Consider the following 20,982-nt stretch of genomic DNA (forward strand, 5'->3'; position numbering starts at 1 on the left):
GAATGCCAAGTGTTTGAAAGCATATACCATTGTTCAAAAAAGAACATTTAGATAAGAGTAGACATCCATTATCAAAATCTAGATTCTGTTGATCAACGCTTCCTACCTCTGAGAGAGTGTCTGAAAATTCTATGAAGAGTCGTTGATATGGATGCGGGCCAACCGTCTGACCATAACGTGAATCATGGCGACATAAATGAACGCTTCGCTCGTAGCGGTGCGTGCGTCGTCGTCCTTCCTCAAGCGGCGATACCTCCCCAGCCAGGCAACCGTCCGTTCCACCACCCAGCGTCTCGGCAACACGTGGAAGCGCGATACCCCATCGGGACGCTTGCTGCTGGCCAGGGGCCAGCCACCAACGCGCTGCACCCATTCCACCACCTGGCCAGCATCGCCCCCATCGGCTCACATCATCCGCAGGCGCGACTGCTTCCTATGGGGGTTGCCCACCACCAACCGCACCCCGTCGCGGTCTTGGATATTGGCGGCATGCACCACCACCATCACCACCACGCCCACGGGATCCACCAGCAGATGGCGTGTGCGTCCGTGGACGGTTTTGCCAGCATCAGCCCCGTGCGGCCCCCGTTTTCGGTCGTTGTGACCGACTGGCTATCCAGAATCGCAGCGCTCGGTGCTGCCTCCCGCCCTGCGGCAACGCGCACGTCCGTGCGGAGGGCCGCATGGATGCGTACCCAGGTCCCATCCCGTTGCCAGCGCCGAACGGAATGAGACACAGTCTGCCAAGGAGGCACGTCATCAGGACGCATCCGCCAGGTGCACCCGCTGCGCACGATAGCGAAGATGGCGTTCAGCATCTCCCGGTACGCATAGACGCGATGCCGCCCTCGGGGTGACGTCTGTTCCGGCAGAGCGGGGGCAATCCGTTGCCATTCAGCGTCCATAAGGTCAGTAGGATAGGAAGTTCGTGTGTTTTGTTCGTTCATACCATCACGTATCCATCAAAACCCTCGACCAGATAAAATTTCAGACACACTCTTAGCGTGTCGCAATCGATGCCTGAGTTCGATAACATCGCGCAACATCGCCTGACACGTCCCTAGTGGGCCATTTTCGAGACTGCTGAGCGTTGAGCGACCGGCGGTATCGCTATAGATCACCAGACCCATCTCGCCACGTGAGAGGCGAGCGAGTGGATGATCGGCCGCTAGCCTGGTTGGGGCAACCGAGAAGACATATCGGCCATTTGCCTGCCAATCCGCGCGTGCGACCAGTGAGATTCGGCCACCGGCACTCCACGCCGCCGCCAACTCGTCTGCTGTCACTTCACGGATGCCGCGTATGTTCACATCGGTTAGTACGGTTGGTTGCCGTAGCACCGCGTTGGCAAAAATAACCAGCTTACTGGCAGCGTCCCAACCATCAACATCGAGAGACGGATCAGGCTCAACTATGCCCTGACGTTGGGCTTCGGCCAGGGCAGTAGAAAAATCAGCACCAGTTGCCATCTGTTCGAGAATCACCTGAGTCGTACTGTTGACAACCAGCTCAGCCCGTTCAATACGGGCACCGGCCAGATCACGAAGACCAACATTGATGGTTGGCAACGCACCGCCAACGGCGCCAGAAAACCGCAACGGTGGACGCACACTGTACGGTGAGAGATCATCTACCCAATCGCTGAGAGCAGCTAATTCGGCAAACGCCAGCACCAATGGCCCTTTACTGGCCAGGACAGCAGCTTTACCACGTTGCAAAGCCGCCCGAACAATGTCGAGCGCCGGCTGACCATCACGGAGGTTGGTAGGAGTTGCTTCTAACAGCAGATCATAATCAACAGTTCGTGCAAGATTAATCGGATCGAGATCCGGTCGGAACGTTGGTAACACTCGTACACCAAGCCGACGACGCTTACAATCAATAATGGCAGGGAGATCAAAACCGTCAGGATCAAACGCAACACCTGTCGAGTCGGCAACCCCAATAATCCGCAACTGGAAACCATAACGAAGTGCAAAACGCTCCGAATCAGCCACCAGCAGTTCGAGGAAAGTACGGCCAATATTGCCCAAACCAGTCAAGATTGTCTTGAAAGTGTCCATACATACTCTCACACAATTCTAATCCAGGCATGTATAATATAAGACTACGCATCTACAACACGTGTAGATTACCACACATTCTGTTGTAGAGGCTTCATAACAACGACGTTATATCGTAGGAAAACCTCATGAAACAGTGTCTGGTACCGTGTCTCTTTGTTGCACAACATCAACAAGATATGGCAAGTATCCGCAAGCACTTGCTCGAAGGGCATCAATGTCGAGATGCGTGGGTTGCCCTGAGCAAATTAGTGCATGATCCGCAGCAGCGCAAAGATTGTCTCGAACGGGCATCGATCCTTGCACCTGATGATGAAGAGTTGCTCATTGCCTACCTTGAGGCACGGTTAACGGTAGACCCGGCCGACCGCTTTGCCCAACAACGCCTGAATGAGATCCGCACAATGCGTCTGCTCTCGGACGTGAAAACACCATACTTTCATGAACAACCGAAACCTCGGTTAATTGGTGATATTCTCGTCTCGATTGGTGCCATTACCGAAGCCGAATTACAAGAGGTATTGGCCGAGCAACGTCGGGGTAGTCTGTTGGTCTCCGATCGACGGATCGGACAACTATTATTACGGCGCGGATTAATCACACCAGCAAAGCTGGCAAAGGCATTGATCATTCAACAGCAAGAACGGAGCCGGGCCCGTACTGCCCCACAGGTTCTAGGGGAGTATCTGGTTGAGCACGGCTATATTACTGCGGCCCAACTCGAAGCAGTGCTCACCGAACAGATTCGTCTCGATCAGCAAGGGAAGCGTTACAGTTTAGGCCAATTGCTGGTACGGATGAACATGTTGTCGAAGGATGAAGTGGAACGAGCCGCAAAAGAGTACGAGAAAGCGTTCTGGACACAGTTTAATGCGTAGCTTTCTCTGATCAGACAAGAACTGTACCCTGTGGTCTGTCATTGTGATCACAGGGTTTTTGTGGTAATTGATAATGATGCAGCTACCTGGAATCCTTTTGCACGCTGTGTAAAGAGCCATGCTACAATAAGCACGCTTTTCTATGGCTGACATCATGAGGATCGATGCGTGATCGTTGCAGGTAAAGATACATCATCCCACTCGACAATCTGGTTAGCTGTGATCTGGTTGGCGGCTGTCGTGAGCATGGCAGCGCCTGGATTGCTCTGGTGGCTCCCACAAACGTTGCTTCATGCACCGCTAACGCTGCTTAGCGGTATCATCCTCTTCACGCTCCCTGGCCTTGCTGTATTACGCTGGCTGTGTCAGGCTCCTCTCATCTGGTTTGAACGGTTGATATATGCAGCCAGCCTCAGTTGTGGCGTACTACCGCTCTTACTTCTCGTGAGTGATCTGATTGGATGGCGCTGGAATAGTGTCTCAGCATGGCTAATGATGCTGATGCTTTCCATCCTTGCTTTCTGGCCCCCACAACTACGTACATTACATCAAAATCATCACCGAAATCTGATTGGATTAGCTATCGCTTTACTCACAATTACTGCTCTAGCTGTTCGCTTTTTTATTGTACGTGAAGTACCAGTTGGTTTTTTTGGTGACTCATACCATCATACTGTTATTACTCAGTTGCTGATAGATCACGGCGGCCTTTTCCATTCCTGGCAACCGTATGCGCCAGCCGTAACCTTTACCTATCACTACGCCTTCCATACGATGGCGGCCTGGTGGCACTGGTTAAGCGGTGTATCAGCCGTACAGGGAGTGATCCTGGTTGGGCAGGTGATGAATGGGTTGGCCGCACCGTTGACATATTTACTGACGGCACGACTAACCAATTCGCGACTGACTGGTCTCTGGGCGGCCGTGATGGTCGGATTCCTCAGCCTCTATCCGGCATATTACGTGAATTGGGGACGATATACACAACTAGCCGGGCAAACCGTTTTACCGGCAGTGGCTCTGGCCTGGATGACCTTACTTGATCGGACGTTACAGCCTCATCTTTCGTGGCATACCCTGCTTAAACCATTATTCCTGACCAGTATTGCCAGCGCTGCTCTGTTACTCAGTCACTATCGAGTAGCAATTCTGACGATGTGCTTTATCCTTGCCTACGCAATGGCAGCTTTTGCCCTCCACACATCGCACCGGTGGCAGTATTTGCTTCGTATGAGTGTAGTCGGCCTGCTCGGTGCTGCCGGCGCAGGTCTCCTGGTCGGGCCATGGCTATGGCGTGTACAACAAGGTCAGATCATGCGTCTGGCTTCCGCCCTCTTGAATACCAGTTCTGAAGTGAGCAACCCCATCTCGCTCGACATCATTGGGGCAGCATTTCGCACGGGTCTTTTCCTGCCGACAGTTCTGGGCCTGGCGAGTCTGTTGTGGCGGCGACAAGCGGCTGGTATTGTCCTGACGCTCTGGGCTATCTTCGCCTGGCTGGCGGCGAATCCGCAACTACTCGGCCTGAATGGACAGGGCTTGATCACCACATTTACAGTGTTAATTGGTGCATATGTAGCTATTACGCCAGCGGCTGGGGCTGGTTGGCTGACACTGATACGCCTGTTTGCCACCCTGATGCGATCAGCCTGGCAGTGGAAGGATAGTTCCATCATCGCAGTTCAGATCATACTGGCCCTGAGCTTACTGGGCTGGGGTACCTCGATCCAGGTCAGCATTCTTGATCCCTCCTATCAACTGGCAACTCCGGCTGATATAGCGGCAGCCGAGTGGATTAAAACCAATTTACCGGCAGATGCGGCGATCTATGTGAACGGATTTTCTGCCTACGGTGGTTATGTGTATGCCGGTAGCGATGGTGGATGGTGGTTGAGCTTTCTTACCGGACGCCGTACCAATTTACTACCAATGGCTGTAGGATTTGAAGCGACTGATCCACCCGATACGTTGCGACAGATTGCCGTACTTCATCAGACAGTTCAGCAATTCCCTATAGGCAGTGCTGAGGCGGCAGCGGCATTACGCGCAGCAGGCTTTGATTTTCTCTATAACGGACCGGCTGCCAATCCTGGTGGCGAGTATCTTGATCCAGCACAGATCGACGCTTCACCATTTTATGAGTTAATCTACCGCCAGAACGGGGTGAGTATTTGGAGGATTCGCTAGTGCGACTTGCAGTTGTTGGTCCAACCTATCCTTTTCGAGGTGGAATTGCCCAGTACAGTACCATGCTGGTTTATCACCTTCGTGCGGCTGGTCATACGACGTTCTTCTACTCGTTTACCCGTCAGTATCCCACCTGGCTCTTTCCCGGTCGTAGTGATCGTGATCCGAGTCGCACTGCGCTCCGGGTCGATTGCGAGTATCTTCTCGATCCAATGAATCCCTTGACCTGGTGGCGATTAGTGCGTCGGGTACGTGCTGATCAGCCTGATCTCTTGCTCTTACAGTGGTGGGTTCCGTATTGGACACCCAGTCTGACGGTTATTTCAAGTCTGCTCAAACGACCACCGGCGACGAAGATTGCGATGATTTGTCACAATGTATTACCACACGATGGCGGTGGTGTGATTGATCGAAGATTGGCAATGACGGTTTTACGGCGTGCAGATGCGCTAATTGTCCACAGCGATCCTGATCGCTATCGGGCACGAGCATTGCTCCCACAAGCCAGGATTGTCAAAGCCTTCCTACCTACATATGAGCCTGTCTCGCAGGAAGCGAAAGCCGCAACGACTGCTGCGCTGCGCGATCAGTGGCGGCTGCTTGATCGACGGCGTGTCCTGCTCTTTTTTGGGTTTGTACGGCCGTACAAGGGTCTGGAGTATCTGATCCAAGCTTTGGCTCAGGTACGGCATCAGCTTGATGTGCACTTACTGGTGGTTGGTGAAATTTGGGGATCACAAGCCTATTACGAACGGTATGCTGCCGAGTTTGGTGTCACTGACGCAGTAACGTTCGTCAATCGCTATGTACCAAATGAAGAGCTGCCAGCAATCTTTTCAGCAGCTGATGTCGTTGTGTTGCCGTATATCTCGGCAACCCAAAGTGCTGTCGTACAGTTGGCATTCGGTTTTGGCAAACCAGTCATTACCACTAATGTTGGTGGTCTGCCAGAGGTGGTCAAAGATGGGATGACAGGACTCATTGTCCCGCCCCAGGATGCAACTGCGCTGGCACAAGCCATTGTGCGCTATTTTCAAGATGATCTGGCGACCTGCCTTGCTGCCCGTGTGCAGGCCGAAGCAGCCGAACGAGCCGAGTCGTGGCCTCGTCTGGTGAGAATCATTACCGATCTGGCACGCGAACTGAATGAGAAGTAGTAGCCCTGTGCTGAGACTTGTCAACAAGCTTTCTATCGTTACCGGCCGTCAGCAAGTAACCGCGACACCTGCACGCCGCGTTGTCTTCCTCTTACCGATGGGGATTGATCGTCCGTCTGGCCGTCGCTATCTCAACATTGCCCGTGGTCTGGTTCGATTAGGATTCCAGGTGCGGCTACTGGCGCTCCATCCCAACTTTTCAGCATGTACTCAACGCCGGTTTGTTGTTGATGGGGTAGAAGTCTGGTATGTCGGACAGATGCATGCCCGTAAGACCGGCAGCATACCGCAGAGTTTTAGCCCTTTTCAACTCTTGCGCGTAGTTGTGCAATCAACGCTGGGGATGATTTGGGGGGTTCTCCATTCACCGGCAACCTGGTACCATCTGGGTAAACCACAACCGATCAATGGCATGGCTGCACTGGTTGCAGTGTGCTTCTGGCGAGGTCAATCGTTTTTCGTTGATTGCGATGATGACGAAGTAACTGCCAACCGTTTTACGGCAGATTGGCAACGAGCTGTCTTTGCTTTCTGGCAATGGCTGTTGCCAAGACTGGCAATGGGCATTACCGTGAATACACGATACCTGGCTGCTCAGATGGCTCGGCCTGGCCGCCCATGCATCATTGTCCCTAATGGCGTGACTACAGATTTTCGTGCCCCGCCGCTCCCGATTCGGGTAGCACTGGCGGCTGCGCTGGGGTTGCAGTCTGGGCCAGTGATTGCCTATGCTGGCACCCTGGCCTTGCATAACCATCCGATTGACTTGTTGCTACAGGCTTTCAATCTCATAGTCGCCCAACATCCTGACGCAACATTATTGATCATCGGTGGTGGCGAGGACCTGCCACTGATCCGGGCCTATATCGAACGACAACCGTGGCGTGAACAGGTTATCTTGACCGGGCACGTCCCCCACGCGCTGGTGCGTGGATTGCTGTCCCTGGCCGATCTTAGCGTTGATCCAGTCTATGATGACTCAGTTGCCCGTGCCCGCTGTCCACTCAAGATTGTCGAGAGTCTGGCGCTTGGTGTACCGGTGATTACCGGCGATATCGGCGATCGGGCCGAGATGTTGGGGTATGGTACAGCGGGTATCGTTGTACCACCGGGAAATGCAGCGGCGCTGGCAGCCGCAATCCAAGAACTATTGCTTGATCCAGAGCGCCGCATGGCAATGGCTGCTGCGGCAACCGCTCAGGCCAGTCGCTATGATTGGGAACGTCTGGCGGCTCGCTGGGCAACTATCTACGAGAGCAGATAACCAATAAGCTCGGCAACCTATTGGCCAGGGATGAAGACAACGTACAAGGCGCGATACTCACTTAAACGCCCCTGCGCACGACTATCACCCAAAAAATAGATGTTCGATTCGAGCAATACCGCGTCAGGAGAGACATATGCGTCAGCCGGTAACGGTGTCTGGCTCCACGCATCAGCCGCAATATCGTAGGTCAGTCCCTGGCGTCGCTCACTATCGAAAATGAGCAAGGTGCTTGGCAGCCCCACTGCGACCGGACGCGCAATTGCCTGCGGGAGTGGCGCGGTCGCAATCCAGCGTCGATCAGAGTCGTTGCCCGGCTCAAGTCGGGCACTATCACGGAGCGCACCATCGATCCCTTCTCCACCCACGATGTAGAGCTGTCCACCGGCCACTGCTACGCCAGCGTTCTGACGTGGTTGCGATAAGGCAGGCCCCGTTTCCCAACGTTCACGTACCGGATCGTACACAAACACCTCAGAGCGTAGCGCAGTACCATCCCAACCACCGATCAAGTACATTTGCCCTTCCCAGGCCACCAGCGCATAACGGCTCCGCGGTGCTGGCAACGGTGGACCGACAAACCAACGCTGCTCACGCGGATCATAGATTTCAAGCCGATCGGTCACTGTACCGGTCGCATCTTCTCCTCCAGGCACGAAAATACGTCCGCGGAGCGTAATAGCCCGTGCATGACTCACCGCAGTCGGCTTATCGGTGAGCCGTACCCAGCGGTCAGTTTCGGGATCGTAGCGGTCAACTGCGGCGCTGACCATACCGCGTTGTTCGCCACCGATAACGTACAACCGCCGTTCGAGATCGTATCCGGTCAGCGCAAAATGATCGCGCGGATCACTCAATGGTTGGCGCAGAAACCAGCGTTGCTGACCACTGATGATCGTTGATACGGTTGGATCCGGGGTTCCGGTGATTTGAGCAGAACGTGCATTCACCATGAGGATTGTAACAGCGACGACGATTAGCGCCACCCCCACAACCAGCCACGGTACCAGACGCCGCCACCAGAGTTCTCCTGGTGACAGAGCAGCCGGTTGCGTCGGTAATAAAGGTGTTTCTTGTATTGCAGGCAACACTGTTCCAGCATCTGAAATCTGATCGGCTGGTGATGATATGTCAGGCAATGCTGTTGGTGTACCGGTCGCTACTGGCAGTGTTTCAGGTTCTGACGGTGCGGCAATCGGTGGCTGTGCTGCTTCGGCAATCGCCGCTCCCTCTTGTACACTGACCGACGCCGTCTCGTCGGCAGGTGACATATCGGTTTCACCAACTGTCACGATTCCGGTCCGAATTGCGTAAACCGTTGCCTCGGTGCGCGATTCCACACCGATTTTGGCAAAGATGTTCCGCAGATGTACCTTGACCGTGTTGACACTAATGTTTAATGCAATCGCAATCTGCTGATTGGTTGCCCCGGTAGCTACAAGACGGAGTATCTCGCGCTCACGCTCGCTGATTGGATTTTCGTTCGTCATAGCCTGATATACTACAATACAACCAGTTTACGTTGATCATAACATATGCGAGCGTGGCTTGGCGTGAGCAGACGGAATGAATTCACCGCGACAAAGGTTCACGTATAATAGTTGCAATCAATCCAGCCTGACAATAAGTTCTTATGAGATCCTGTCGATCACATACCATCGTGCTCCTGCTGGCCCTGACTCTTCAGGCAATGCTATGGGGGTTGCCGCTAACAGCCTTCGCTCAACCAAATATTTCACTTAAACTGTCTACACCCTTTGGCGGTCAGTATGTCGTCAGAGCATGGTTGCCGCTCAAGGCTACGCTCAGCAATAAGGGAGCAGCAACCACGGTAACGATCACTGGAACTCCGGCTGATGCTTCGGTCCAATTCACCCGCACGATCGATCTTGCTGCCAATGAGGAGAAAACGGTATGGCTCTACGTCTTCCTTGCCCAGCCGACAAGTTCAGTTATCATTACCGTTATCGCGAACGAGAGCGTATTGTTGCGGCAAGAGGTACCTCTCCTGTTGCGTCCGGTCGAGCGGATGCGTGCCGTCTTAGGCGCGTCACCGGTCGCCAGTGATCTCTTTGCAGCCGGTAGTTTGCAGCCAACCGATGTACCCGATCATTCGCTCGGATTGAGCAACTTGAGCGTGCTGGCCTTCTTCGCACTAGATGACCCGTTATCGTCCGAACAGCAATCGGCGCTACTCGAGTGGGTATACGGTGGTGGTCACGTGATCATTGGCGGAGGCCCAAGCGCTGTATCACTTCAGTCGTTTCTTCCACCAGACCTTAGGGCAGCCCAGATTGTTGGCGTGACCCCGCTTGACCGGCAACCGTTACGCGAGCGCGGTGGCGCCGAGATGATCGATCCTCTGATAGGAGTCAAGTTGCAACCGCGTAGCGGTGCATACGCGGTTGGCGATCCAGATTCAACGCCATGGGTTGAATATCCTTTTGGTCGCGGCCGAGTGACCCAACTGGCGTTTGAACCTAAAGCCTTGCAGGATTGGGAAGGGCAGGAGCGATTTTGGTCCACGTTGGCGCAACCGGTTGTGCTCTTCGCAACCGGAATTGGGCAGAGTTCGCAGATCGCTAGTCGCCAAATCGAAACGCTGACCCCGGTGTTAAGTCAGTTACCCCCTATTGATACGCCGACCGTTGCTCAGGGATACATCGCGCTGACCGGCTATGCACTGCTGGTGATTCCGGCGGTGGTGGGATGGTGGTGGTGGCGACGCCGTATCGTTCCGGTGATGACGCTCATATATATTGCCACGATCAGTACGGGTGGTAGTCTGTGGTGGGCCACTACCAATGCAGCACCGACTCATACTGCACTACGGCTGACCCTCATTGAACCCATCAATCAAACGCAGGCTCGTGCTCAAACGGCCCTGACAGTGTTGTCGGCCATGCCACGGCGCGAGGTTGTATCGTTCAACTATCCCGTGGTAACACAGCCGTTGCCGATCAACACCGACTCGGATACAGGAGGGCCGTTCCCTCAAGCTACCAAGACCGTAACCCTAACCTTGACCCCCTGGGTAAGGCAGGGCATACTGGCAACGATGGAACTACCGGCACCACAGATTCGGGCGACATTGGTGATCGATCAGGAACAATTACGGGTTGATGTTCAAAATGATAGTCCCTTTACCCTGCGCAATGTATTTGTCAGTTATGCCGATCAGATGATCTTTTTTGGGAATTTACGACCTGGCGTTAGATCAGCAGCTCGCTGGCCGGTTATCTTTGCCAGCTCTGCATATCCTGAGACACTCGGAACACAGATTGTCAACGATCTCCGCGAGAATGGGTTGCTCATTGGACGTGACATCAAACGGCGGGCTGCCATCCTGACCACCTTTATTGATGCGGCAATAGCTGCACTTCCCGATCGGTTTGATCCTGGTCCCTTCCTGGTGGCCTGGCTTGATCAGGACCCAACCGATTCAGCGTCAACATTCATCGGTCAGCGCGAAACGCTTTTGGTCATGCGCCTACGCATTACCGGCCAGGGACGGTTGATCCTTCCAATGGGCTGGCTAAGAATCGACCCCTCATCGCAGGACACATTAGCTTGTCCGAATAGCAAAGGGGTTCAACTCAGTGGTAGTACCGCCGAGATACGGCTTCGCCTGCCAGCCGATCTCGTATCATTTCAAGCTGATACAATTCGGATGCAGTTGCAGACGACGAACCAGGTTACCGGCCGTGACCTTATGGTAAGCGCCTACAACTGGCAAACGGCGAATTGGGATGAGATTACACTCACCGATCCGTCCAATTTCAGCATTCCTGCCGCTGCCAGATTCTTGCGTAATGGCGAGCTACGATTACGTTTTAGCGGAACACTCGACCAGATAGGGTGCATCGTTGTTGTTAGTGGAGCACGGGGAGTTGTACCGTGATCGCGTTGTTTCGCTCAGAGTGGCAACACCTTATTCGCCACCGTCGCGTGAGTCTTCTGCTGCCTGGGACGGTGATCGTCGTATGGTTCGTTGGTCTGCTGTTATTCCAACTCTCAGGAGCAATAGGTGCAGATCAAACCGGTCTGACACCGTTATTCAATGCGCAAATTGGTCATCTCTTTGCGACCGGTCTTTGTCTCACACTTCAGGGCTGGCTGACGGTAGTGACACCGCTACTTGCCATCAGTTTCTTTCCCGTGTTTGATCCATCGCCGTCGTTATCACCAGCACATTTCCTCACTCGTTTACTGGCGTTGTGGGCACTCATGGTGCTGTGCATCATAGTGACATTGCCGTTTTTTAGCATCCTACCGTTGTTTGGTAGCATGAGGCTGGCCGAAATCAGTTGGGCGCTAAGCGTCGTTGTGACGACAACATGGTTGATCAGTACCCTTGCTCTTGCAGGGATAACGCTCATTCAACAGCGACCGGCTGGCCTGTTTGTGACCTACATTGTAATCTTGGGATGGTTCCTGGCGTCTTTCCTGATAACCAAGACAAGCACCAGTCTAACAATTGCCACGATTATCGTCGCTGCCAGCAATCCCTTTGCCGCCCTGATTGCAACGCTGGCGCCAGCATTTCCACCTGCTGGCCCAATTGCGTCCGACCTGAACACGTTACTACAATGGACGCACGGCGTTGTTGAACGCGATGTACCGCTCTACCTGCTGTATATAACCGGGAGTGGTCTTGCAATTCTACTCTTCATCGGTATCGTCGGCTTTGTTTCTCGACCAAAACCTCGGCGCTGGCAGCACTTCGATACCTGGTGGTCGGTTGTGCTCGTGGTCTATCTGACCATCGCATACGCCATGCGTGAATGGTGGTTGCCCGTATTGGCTACCACAGGCCGTTGAAACCTGTAAACGGAGAGGAAATGCCCACAGCAGCCCTGCATCCCTACGTCGCATAGCGTGCAAAGTGAGATTAACATCTCTCTGACCGCATCACCACGCTAGAAAACTCTCCGTTCCTCATCATTTAGGGAACAGAGCTGGTTCGCACCCGATAGATCACCACCCCGTCTTGCGCAAATACAGCTTCATAACCAGCCTTACCGGCAAAGTGTTCGGGTCGTAATGGGCCGGCAGGCGACGTATAGATGTAGTCAATCCGTTCTGTGGCGATGAGTTGGTCAAGATCAACCGGCTGACCGTTACCAAAATCGATAATTTGTTGACTGCGCTGCTGGGTCGCTTGCACAACATCCGCTTGACTATGAACAAAGAGCACTGGTGGCGTGCTCGTCCAGCGTCCGGTGAGCGGTAAAATCCACCAGCCACCATCAGTACCGCGGGCTACACCGGGCAGCCACGGTGCGGCATTGATCAGAAACCGTGCCGTTGGCGGGGTGTGTTCGGCAATCCACGCGAGTGCCACCTGATCGGCGGCAGTTGCCAGAACTGTCACCGGATTAACAATTGAGCGCTGCTGGTATGCACCCCAGAGCGTGAGCGCCAACACCCCAACCGCACCGCCCATCAACCACCGAAGGCGAGTGGTATGCCATATCAGAGCGATGCCACCGATCAGATTACTGATCGGCAGAAAAAGACTGATTGCCGCAATATCAACCGGCAAGAGCCAGAGAAAAGGGAAGCGGATTGTCGCCGGATTGACAGCCAGTAAGAGCACACCTATACCGGCTATCCGCCATTTGCGCCAGGCGATGGCGTACATGATCAAAACGACCCCGATCAGTGGCACAAGATAACTGATCAACCACAAATTCGTTAGTACGACCAGACCCCCAACCCAGAGCACCATCACCGCCACTGCTTGTTGGCGATAGATCAGTCCAATCATCCCCCCCATCAGTGCCAAAGCCACCAGCCATTCGTTTGGTCCTATCCACATCAAATCGTGGCTCAACTGCACGTATGAACCGCCGCTCGTTAAACTGCGAGTGCCAATCGCAGCCGGTAACAGGACTCGCCGTAACAGTAAGAACCACCACGGCCCAGCAAGGGCCAACGCTAATAGACCGACGAATCCCGTTTCGAGAATATGCAGACCAATCCGCGAGCGCGTTTGGCGCAACGTCCAGACGACACTCTGCGCGACAAGGAGGGCGACACCGAAGACAAACATCCGCATATGAACCAAACTCAGGCCGGTAACGATGACAGCGCTCAGTAAGAGCCAGCCAAACCGTTCACGGCGTGATCCGGCATTCAGTTCGTGGTGCCAACTTATCGCCAGAGCAACGATGAGCAATAAGCCACTTAACTGCGTATACCTGCCCCACGACACATAGTACGCCGGCATCCACGAGATACAACCCACAACCGCCGCCGCAATCACCGCTGCTGACGGTCGTCGCCAGCTCAACAAAGCCAACGCAGCCGCAGCCACACCCTGCAACCAGTTGAGAAGCTGTCCGCTCCACAGCATGACGGTCGGCAAATCGCCACTGCTAAGCTGCCAGGCGGCTGCAATGACCACGTGATAGCCCCAGTGATACGGCATGTCTACAACCGGCAAATAGGGGGTCAGTGTCCACGGTACCCGTCCCGTCTCGGCTGCAACTCGTATCATCAGCGCATGATGTACCGAATCAACCCACGCCGGCAACGCCAGATCAGCAATCTGCACGGCCCGCAGCCAGCCACTGATTGCCAGTACAATCATCAAGAGCCAGGTCATTCCCGAAGGTGATCCCTGGATGGCTGCCAGATCGTGCCATGCCATACGCAGCGCAACAACTGATAATCCACCTGCCCCAGCAATCAATACCCATGGCGGCAATGCAGTACCGACAGCGGTTAACCACAGGTAGAGGATTGGTAAGACGCTTAGACCGATACCATTCCAGAGGACGATACGCACAAGCCAGTGAGGGCGAGTACCGGGGAAGTGGCGTTCGAGAACATATCCCGGTACAAGTAGCCAGAAACCCGTTGCTAGCAAAACGCGCCCTGCCGGAACCAGCGCCACAATCAGGGCTACCGCGAGCGCACTTACCAACCAGCGCTGACCAGTGCTGGATACCAGCAAACGCACCTCTTGTTGCGGCTGTGTGTCTTCAATTCCTGGTCGGTTGATGTTCCAGGCAGGCATACGTGGTTACCAATCGTGGTGAAGAAAAGAAGTGAGGAATGAGCGCGAACACATCTGATCAACGAAGAACATCCAGCCGATCCTTAACACATTATCGAAGGCGGGCCAGGAACCCCCGACCCTCCCTTTACTTCCTGCACAGACTCAGCTACTGCACCAGCCAAAAGATCAAACCAACTACAACCACCGCGATCACTAGTAACAGGGCAAGCAGTTTCGCTTGCTCAACCGAACGGCGACGGGCGAGAAGCGGACGTGCTTCAGGAGCGTAGGGCACATCCGGCAGTTCGCTCAAGAAGATCGCTCCCAACGCCGCCGGATTGGAAAACAACGTCTTAAAAAACGTTGTAATCAACTGTCGGGCAGTGATCAGCGGTGGCGCCCAATACGCCTCCTCTGGTGTCAACGGTCGTCCGGTCAAAGCGCAACGCAATTCAGTGGTTGTTTCATCGTCAGGCAATGACATATTGCCCTCCTCACGCAATACGCCGAACAAATCGCTCAATCCGCTCAAGTGCCTCTTCAATCTTGTTGAGCGCAGTTGCATAACAGGCGCGCACAAATCCAGCTCCACTCGGCCCAAACGAATCACCTGGCACAACGGCAACCCGCTCGCTGTGGAGCAACTGCTCACAAAAGGCTTCACTGCTTAGACCAAGGTGGCTTACCTGTGGAAAAGCGTAAAATGCCCCTTGTGGCTCAAACGTCGGCAGACCAATACTGTTCAAGCCCGAGACGATCACCTTCCGACGACGATTGTACTCGTGTACCATCGCCTGCACCGCCTCTTCTCCGTGCAGCAGCGCTTCCAGACCGGCATACTGACTCATGGTTGGCGCCGACATAATCGCATACTGATGAAATTTACGCACCGCGGCAGCGATCTCTGCCGGTGCCGCCAGCCAACCGAGCCGCCAACCGGTCATCGCGTATGCCTTCGAGAATCCACCCAGTAAAACGGTACGTTCACGCATACCGGGCAATGAGGCGAAACATGTGTGTTCAACACCGTACACCAGTCGGTCATAGATTTCATCGGAGATAACAATGAGATCGTGACGTTCGGCAACAGCCGCTACTTCGAGCAGCCGTTCACGACTAAGCACCGCACCGGTTGGATTATTGGGGTAGCCGATCAGGATTGCCTTCGTGCGCGGCGTTACCGCTGCTTCCAGCGCTGCGCCACTTACTTGAAAACCATCAGCGACAGATGTCGGTACATATACCACTCGTGCATCGGCGAAAGTAACACACGCCGGGTAGGCGACAAAGCAAGGTTCCGGAATCAGAACCTCATCATCGGGATCGAGGAGTGCCAGCGCTGCACCTAACATTGCCTCGCTCACCCCAACGGTGATCAAGAGTTCACTCTCCGGATCGTACTGTACGCCATAACGTCGTGCCAGATGATCGGCAAGGGCGATCCGTAATTCGAGCAAACCGGAATTAGAGGTATAAGCAGTAGTACGATCAATCGAGGCCTGACCAGCAGCACGGATTCGCTCAGGCGTGATAAAATCAGGCTCGCCAACACCGAGCGAGATGACATCGGGCATCGTCGCGGCAATATCGAAAAAACGGCGAATGCCCGACGGTGGAACGGCGCGGATGCGTCGTGCAATACGTTGGCTGTTCATAACGGGTCTCCTTTAGCGTGAAAGCTGAGCCTCGTTGCTCAACATTTGTTATCTTACCATATGCGCTCTGCACTCTTCATTGGACGTTGGTTGATAACGAGTACGCTGGTCGGATTGATCGCCGTGTACCTCTGGTACGCAAGTGATCATATCCGCCTGTTGCTCGGTTTCCCTTTTCCACTCGATTACGGAGAGGGACCACTTCTGGCACAGGTCCAGCAACTCCTGGCCGGACGGGCATTCTGGCAGATATATGCAAACCCTGCCCAGGCACCATTTTTGGTCGTTAATTACCCGCCACTGTACCTTGTCGTTACCGGTAGTTTGGCGCGGATCATCGGCGATCCACTGCTAGCCGGACGCCTGATAGCATTATTTGGTGCATTGGCAAGCACTGCTGCCCTGGCCGCACTGATCGGGCAACGTGGAGCCTGGATAGCACTGCTGTGGTTGACCATTCCGGTCGTGCGTGAGTGGATGCCACTGATGCGCGTCGATCTGCTAGGCGTAGCGCTCGGTTTATGGGCAGTGTGGGTAGCCGGTTGTGAACGATTGTCGGCAGTTCAGCGTGGTCTACTGGCCGGTCTATTGGCCGTTGGCTGTCTCTTGACCAAACCATCACTGATTGCCGGGCCAGCGGCTGCGGCTGCTATGTTGTCCGTCGTATGGTACCGCTCTCGTTCCCAACCAGTATCAACAGCGGCAAAAGCAGCCATGACATATATCACGACCGTTGGTCTGGTTGGCGGCAGCATCGTGGCCGCATTGTCGTGGATGAGCCATGGCTGGTTTCTCCTGCATGTCGTCGCTGCCAATGCTAATCGTTGGGAAGCCAACCTGGCCGCCGATTTCTGGCGACAACAATTGGGGTTGCGGTGGCCGCTATTACTAACTGCGCTCATCGGTGGTATCACGATCTGGTATAGTCCTCGGCGGGCAATACTTATCCCAGCACTAACATACTTGTTGGCCGGAACTATCGAGGCTATTGGTGTCGGTAAAGTCGGTGCGTATGCCAACTACTTCTTCGAATGGTACGCTGCTTTAATCTGGCTGAGTGGTGCAGGGTGGTCTGTCCAAACATCCTCCTATCCAGGTACACGACCACTGCTAAGCATCTTGACCGTTCTCAGCCTCCTCTACTATCCTCCGCTTTGGGACGCCAATCGCCTACGACCAGCAGGTTTGATCGAGCCAAGTCCACCTCGTTTTGTCCTGGGGAACTACGGGTTGTGGGCCGATGCGCAACGTGAGGCAGCGGTCTTAGCCGCACTGAACCGCACGACTGCCGCACTAACCGACGAGCTACAAGCATCTGGTGGTGTCATCTTTACCGATCTGCCCGGCCTAGCCAGCGGTGCTGGCCTGACCGCCCGCATCCCCGTCTTCGAGTTTCGCCAACTACTCGATCAGGGATACGTCGATCAGACCACCGTGCTATACGAGCTGGCAAACGGCAAATTCCCCCTCATTCTGATCGATTACCTTGGCAATTGGCTGACACCAGAAATGGTTGCAATCATCCGTCACCGTTACGCCCAGGACGGTGTACTGGGTGTAATTGACCGTTACCGACCGATTGCTACCGGTTCAACACAGTCACCGTTGCACCCCCTGCTTGGTGGCGGAATCCAACTGGTTGGCGTACAAATCGCATCACCAACTACAAACACCTACGAGCCTGGTGATCTTGTGGTCTTGAACCTGATTTGGCAGCGAACAGTTCCTGCGCCAGCGGATGATCTCACGGTTGTGGTGCAATTACGCACTGCCGACGAGCGTCTCATATCGCAGCATGAACGGCCATTGGTCTATGGCGCGTTGCCCCCATCGCGCTGGCCAGAGTCAGCTTCCATCGACCATCTGCAACCCATTACGTTACCCCCAGCATTACTACCCGGCGACTATCTACTTACCGTGAGTTTGCGCGACGAGCATGGGAATGCGATAGCCGCCCCCCAACCAATTGCCAGAATACCGGTTGCCGCACAGGGTGGCATGTTTTTCACCGAGACTGGCTATTTTGTGCCGGCTCCCTTCATGCGCGCCTGGGCCGAAGCCGGTGCCCTGGAACGGGGTGGCTGGCCACTAACCCCAGCAGTTCCGTTCGCGTGGGGCTGGTTACAATGTTTTGAACGCATCTGCCTCGAATGGCGCGACGGCATCGTTCAGATGCGACCACTGGGCATTGAACTCTACATGGCCGAGACGCTGCGGAGCGATCAGTGTAACGACCATTCGCCAGCAATCAATATCTGTACTGGTTTTTCCGTACCAGAAGAGGTTAGCGCCACGCTTGGTCAAGTGTTGAGCGGTGAAATATCACGGCATGGCTGGATTGTGCAGTGGACAGAGTACGCCCGCTTGGAACGCAACCTCGACGGTACAACCTTTAGTCTTGGCCGTTTGGGAGATGAAACCCTACACCTCCCACCAGGGGTACGCTATCGCTGGCCGGAATAGATCATCGCCTGGCGGTTAGGGACTTTCGGGATTTGCGGTTTGCAGTCGCGTTTGCGACACCGATGATGAAATCCAAAACGGTAAGGGATACCACGCACGAGTAGGCCGGCGTGGTATTTCAGGTTTCGGCCACAATAAAACTGGCAAGGGGTAAGCTCATGCTTACCCCTTACCGACGTCACTGAGTTTTTATCGCGACAACTATGCCGGTAGCGGATTGGCGCCGCCGAGACCCATCTGATCGGGCTGTGTTGAGTGCTCTCCCGCTCGTCCATTCTGAGCACTCTTGCTCAAATCGAGTGCCAAAGGCTTGACGCGCCGGATCAACTCTTCAAGCTGCTCACCATCAAGTGTCTCGTATTCGAGCAACGCATTTGCCATGTCATCAAGCACTGCCCGATTCTGGAGCAGGATTTGCTGCGCTGTCTCGTAGGCTTCATTGACGATGGCTCGCACCTCTTCATCAATCTGACGCGCCACGTCGTCGCTATAGTTCCGCTGCTCGCTGATCTCACGACCAAGGAAGATCAACTCTTCCTTCTCGCCGAAGACCATCGGCCCCAGACGCTGACTCATCCCATAGCGCGTCACCATTGCCCGCGCAATCCGCGTAACCTGCATCAAGTCACCAGAAGCGCCTGTGGTGACCTCATCATTACCGAAAACAATCTCTTCAGCAACACGACCACCCAGCGAAACGGCCAGACGGGCTTTGAACTGCGACACGGTGCGCAGGTTCAAACTATCCTCATCAGGCAAGAAGAGGGTATAACCGCCAGCCTGACCACGTGGGATAATCGTTACCTTCTGCACTTTGTCGGCCTTCGGTAATGCAGCACCAACAATAGCATGACCGGCCTCGTGGTACGCAACCACCAGTTTCTGACGATCAGTCATTACCCGTGAACGGCGCTCGGGACCGCCGATTGCCACTCTCTCGACCGCATCCTGAAATTCGGCCATACTGATCTTGCGCTTCGAGCGACGTGCCGCCAGGATCGCTGCCTCGTTGACCACATTCATCAGATCGGCACCCGAGAAGCCCGGTGTCTGACGAGCGATGACTTCGAGATTGACATCCTCGGCCAGTGGCTTTCCTCTCACGTGAACCTTCAGAATATCAATGCGGCCCCGTACATCGGGTGCGTCGAGCACAACCTGCCGGTCGAAACGGCCAGGGCGAACCAGCGCCGGATCGAGCACGTCAGGACGGTTGGTTGCCGCAATAACGATCACATTTGTGTTGGTATCGAAACCGTCCATCTCAACCAGGATTTGGTTGAGGGTCTGTTCACGTTCATCGTGTGAACCACCTAAACCAGCGCCGCGCTGCCGACCAACAGCATCAATCTCATCAATGAAGACGATACACGGTGCATTCCGCTTCGCCTGATCGAACAAGTCACGAACACGCGAAGCACCAACACCCACAAACATCTCGACGAATTCAGAGCCAGAGATACTGAAGAAAGGTACACCCGCTTCACCGGCAACCGCACGCGAGAGCAACGTCTTACCGGTACCGGGCGGGCCAACCATCAAAACACCACGCGGAATGCGTGCCCCAAGAGCCGCAAACTTGTCAGGAAACTTCAGAAACTCAACAACTTCAGCCAGGTCTTGCTTTGCCTCTTCCTGACCAGCCACATCAGCGAAGGTAATCGTAGGCTTGTCACCGGCAAACATCCGCGCCCGGCTCTTGCCGAAGGACATCGCCTGATTATTGCTGCCCTGAGCCTGCCGCATAAAGAAGACGAAGAACCCAATCAGCAGCAGCGTGGGGAGAAGAATGGTAAAGATGCTCAGCAAACCACCCCAGGCCGGTGCTGGCTGCACAGTAACGTTAATCGTCCGCCGACCATTCTCATCGTACAGTGGCACATTGTAATCAGCCAGCAACCGCATCACGCTGTCTGATGTCTCGACCCGCGAGCGATATTTCTTGCCATCCTTGTAAGTAACAATAATCTGCTCATCGCCAGCCTGGGCCTGAATTTCGCTGACCAGACCAACCTGGGCATCAGCGATTACGTCAGCGATACCTTTCTCTTCAGTCTGGCTGGCGCCCTGCCCAAAATACTGGAAGAACAGCGCTAACGCTGCCACCAGAATGATGAGGTAGACAAAGCTATTTTTGAGCCAACGGTTATCACTCATATCGTGTCTTTCTAGAGGGGTTGCCTCATCTCAGTTTCCGAGCTGTCATCTGATGCTGAGGAGAATACCCCACAACGAAGATATTGCGACGCCGATGACGATCAGCCATCGTTTTTGCCGCTTGTACAGCATTATAACATCAGCCGATCACT

General features: G+C 54.5%; 13 protein-coding genes and 1 pseudogene. 7 read left to right on the forward strand and 7 right to left on the reverse strand.

Features of this window, described 5'->3' with window-relative positions; genetic code table 11:
• Positions 1-129 precede the first annotated feature (129 nt).
• Positions 130-947 (reverse strand): annotated as a pseudogene (locus QTO31_RS01005) (IS5 family transposase).
• 15 nt (positions 948-962) lie between these two features.
• Positions 963-2,063 carry a homoserine dehydrogenase gene (locus QTO31_RS01010; protein ID WP_301427817.1) on the reverse strand — a complete coding sequence of 367 codons (1,101 nt, stop codon included), beginning with the start codon at positions 2,061-2,063 and terminating at the stop codon, positions 963-965.
• Between the two features lie 128 nt (positions 2,064-2,191).
• Here QTO31_RS01010 and QTO31_RS01015 point away from each other — a divergent pair, with 128 nt between their 5' ends.
• The 4 genes from QTO31_RS01015 (at position 2,192) to QTO31_RS01030 (ending at position 7,549) form a co-directional block, all read left to right on the forward strand.
• Positions 2,192-2,941, forward strand: a complete 750-nt coding sequence (locus QTO31_RS01015) for a hypothetical protein (RefSeq protein WP_301427818.1) — start codon at positions 2,192-2,194, stop codon at positions 2,939-2,941.
• Positions 2,942-3,109: 168 nt separating this feature from the next.
• The gene (locus tag QTO31_RS01020) at positions 3,110-5,128 is read left to right on the forward strand and encodes a hypothetical protein (RefSeq protein ID WP_301427819.1); all 2,019 of its coding nucleotides are present in this window, start codon (positions 3,110-3,112) and stop codon (positions 5,126-5,128) included.
• The gene (locus QTO31_RS01025; protein ID WP_301427820.1) at positions 5,128-6,285 is read left to right on the forward strand and encodes a glycosyltransferase; all 1,158 of its coding nucleotides are present in this window, start codon (positions 5,128-5,130) and stop codon (positions 6,283-6,285) included. The genes QTO31_RS01020 and QTO31_RS01025 overlap by 1 nt, the downstream gene beginning before the upstream one ends.
• A gap of 7 nt (positions 6,286-6,292) precedes the next feature.
• The gene (locus QTO31_RS01030; RefSeq protein WP_301427821.1) at positions 6,293-7,549 is read left to right on the forward strand and encodes a glycosyltransferase; all 1,257 of its coding nucleotides are present in this window, start codon (positions 6,293-6,295) and stop codon (positions 7,547-7,549) included.
• Between the two features lie 17 nt (positions 7,550-7,566).
• Here the strand turns inward: QTO31_RS01030 and QTO31_RS01035 are convergent, their stop codons facing one another.
• Positions 7,567-9,039, reverse strand: a complete 1,473-nt coding sequence (locus QTO31_RS01035; RefSeq protein WP_031459357.1) for a LuxR C-terminal-related transcriptional regulator — start codon at positions 9,037-9,039, stop codon at positions 7,567-7,569.
• 143 nt (positions 9,040-9,182) lie between these two features.
• Here QTO31_RS01035 and QTO31_RS01040 point away from each other — a divergent pair, with 143 nt between their 5' ends.
• A complete protein-coding gene (locus QTO31_RS01040) occupies positions 9,183-11,450 on the forward strand; it encodes a hypothetical protein (RefSeq protein WP_301427822.1) in 2,268 nt (755 codons plus the stop codon).
• Positions 11,447-12,370, forward strand: coding sequence for a hypothetical protein (locus QTO31_RS01045; RefSeq protein WP_031459355.1), 924 nt, complete (start codon positions 11,447-11,449; stop codon positions 12,368-12,370). Before QTO31_RS01040 ends, QTO31_RS01045 begins: the two co-directional genes overlap by 4 nt.
• Positions 12,371-12,494: 124 nt before the next feature.
• On the opposite strand, the gene QTO31_RS01050 is transcribed toward QTO31_RS01045, so the two are convergent.
• From QTO31_RS01050 to QTO31_RS01060, 3 genes are all read right to left on the reverse strand, one after another.
• Complete coding sequence (locus QTO31_RS01050) at positions 12,495-14,573, reverse strand: hypothetical protein (RefSeq protein WP_301427823.1); 2,079 nt, start codon at positions 14,571-14,573, stop codon at positions 12,495-12,497.
• Positions 14,574-14,721: 148 nt separating this feature from the next.
• Positions 14,722-15,039 (reverse strand): hypothetical protein, encoded by a 318-nt coding sequence (locus QTO31_RS01055; RefSeq protein WP_031459353.1) that lies wholly within the window; start codon positions 15,037-15,039, stop codon positions 14,722-14,724.
• Between the two features lie 10 nt (positions 15,040-15,049).
• Positions 15,050-16,210: an aminotransferase class I/II-fold pyridoxal phosphate-dependent enzyme gene (locus QTO31_RS01060; protein ID WP_301427824.1), complete on the reverse strand. Its 1,161-nt coding sequence runs from the start codon at positions 16,208-16,210 to the stop codon at positions 15,050-15,052.
• A gap of 60 nt (positions 16,211-16,270) precedes the next feature.
• Between QTO31_RS01060 and QTO31_RS01065 the strand changes: the two genes are divergently transcribed.
• Positions 16,271-18,673, forward strand: coding sequence for a hypothetical protein (locus QTO31_RS01065; RefSeq protein WP_301427825.1), 2,403 nt, complete (start codon positions 16,271-16,273; stop codon positions 18,671-18,673).
• 201 nt (positions 18,674-18,874) lie between these two features.
• On the opposite strand, the gene ftsH is transcribed toward QTO31_RS01065, so the two are convergent.
• Positions 18,875-20,830 (reverse strand): ATP-dependent zinc metalloprotease FtsH, encoded by a 1,956-nt coding sequence (gene ftsH / locus QTO31_RS01070; protein WP_301427826.1) that lies wholly within the window; start codon positions 20,828-20,830, stop codon positions 18,875-18,877.
• Positions 20,831-20,982 lie beyond the last annotated feature (152 nt).

The sequence above is a fragment of the Chloroflexus sp. MS-CIW-1 genome, from assembly GCF_030444705.1.
Lineage (GTDB): Bacteria > Chloroflexota > Chloroflexia > Chloroflexales > Chloroflexaceae > Chloroflexus.

Excerpts from the sequence above, each read along its gene's own strand:
- QTO31_RS01010 (WP_301427817.1), bottom strand. The coding sequence starts at position 2,063 with ATGGACACTTTCAAGACAATCTTGACTGGTTTGGGCAATATTGGCCGT.
- QTO31_RS01015 (WP_301427818.1), top strand. The coding sequence starts at position 2,192 with ATGAAACAGTGTCTGGTACCGTGTCTCTTTGTTGCACAACATCAACAA.
- QTO31_RS01035 (WP_031459357.1), bottom strand. The coding sequence starts at position 9,039 with ATGACGAACGAAAATCCAATCAGCGAGCGTGAGCGCGAGATACTCCGT.
- QTO31_RS01040 (WP_301427822.1), top strand. The coding sequence starts at position 9,183 with ATGAGATCCTGTCGATCACATACCATCGTGCTCCTGCTGGCCCTGACT.
- QTO31_RS01050 (WP_301427823.1), bottom strand. The coding sequence starts at position 14,573 with ATGCCTGCCTGGAACATCAACCGACCAGGAATTGAAGACACACAGCCG.
- QTO31_RS01055 (WP_031459353.1), bottom strand. The coding sequence starts at position 15,039 with ATGTCATTGCCTGACGATGAAACAACCACTGAATTGCGTTGCGCTTTG.
- QTO31_RS01060 (WP_301427824.1), bottom strand. The coding sequence starts at position 16,210 with ATGAACAGCCAACGTATTGCACGACGCATCCGCGCCGTTCCACCGTCG.
- QTO31_RS01065 (WP_301427825.1), top strand. The coding sequence starts at position 16,271 with ATGCGCTCTGCACTCTTCATTGGACGTTGGTTGATAACGAGTACGCTG.
- ftsH (WP_301427826.1), bottom strand. The coding sequence starts at position 20,830 with ATGAGTGATAACCGTTGGCTCAAAAATAGCTTTGTCTACCTCATCATT.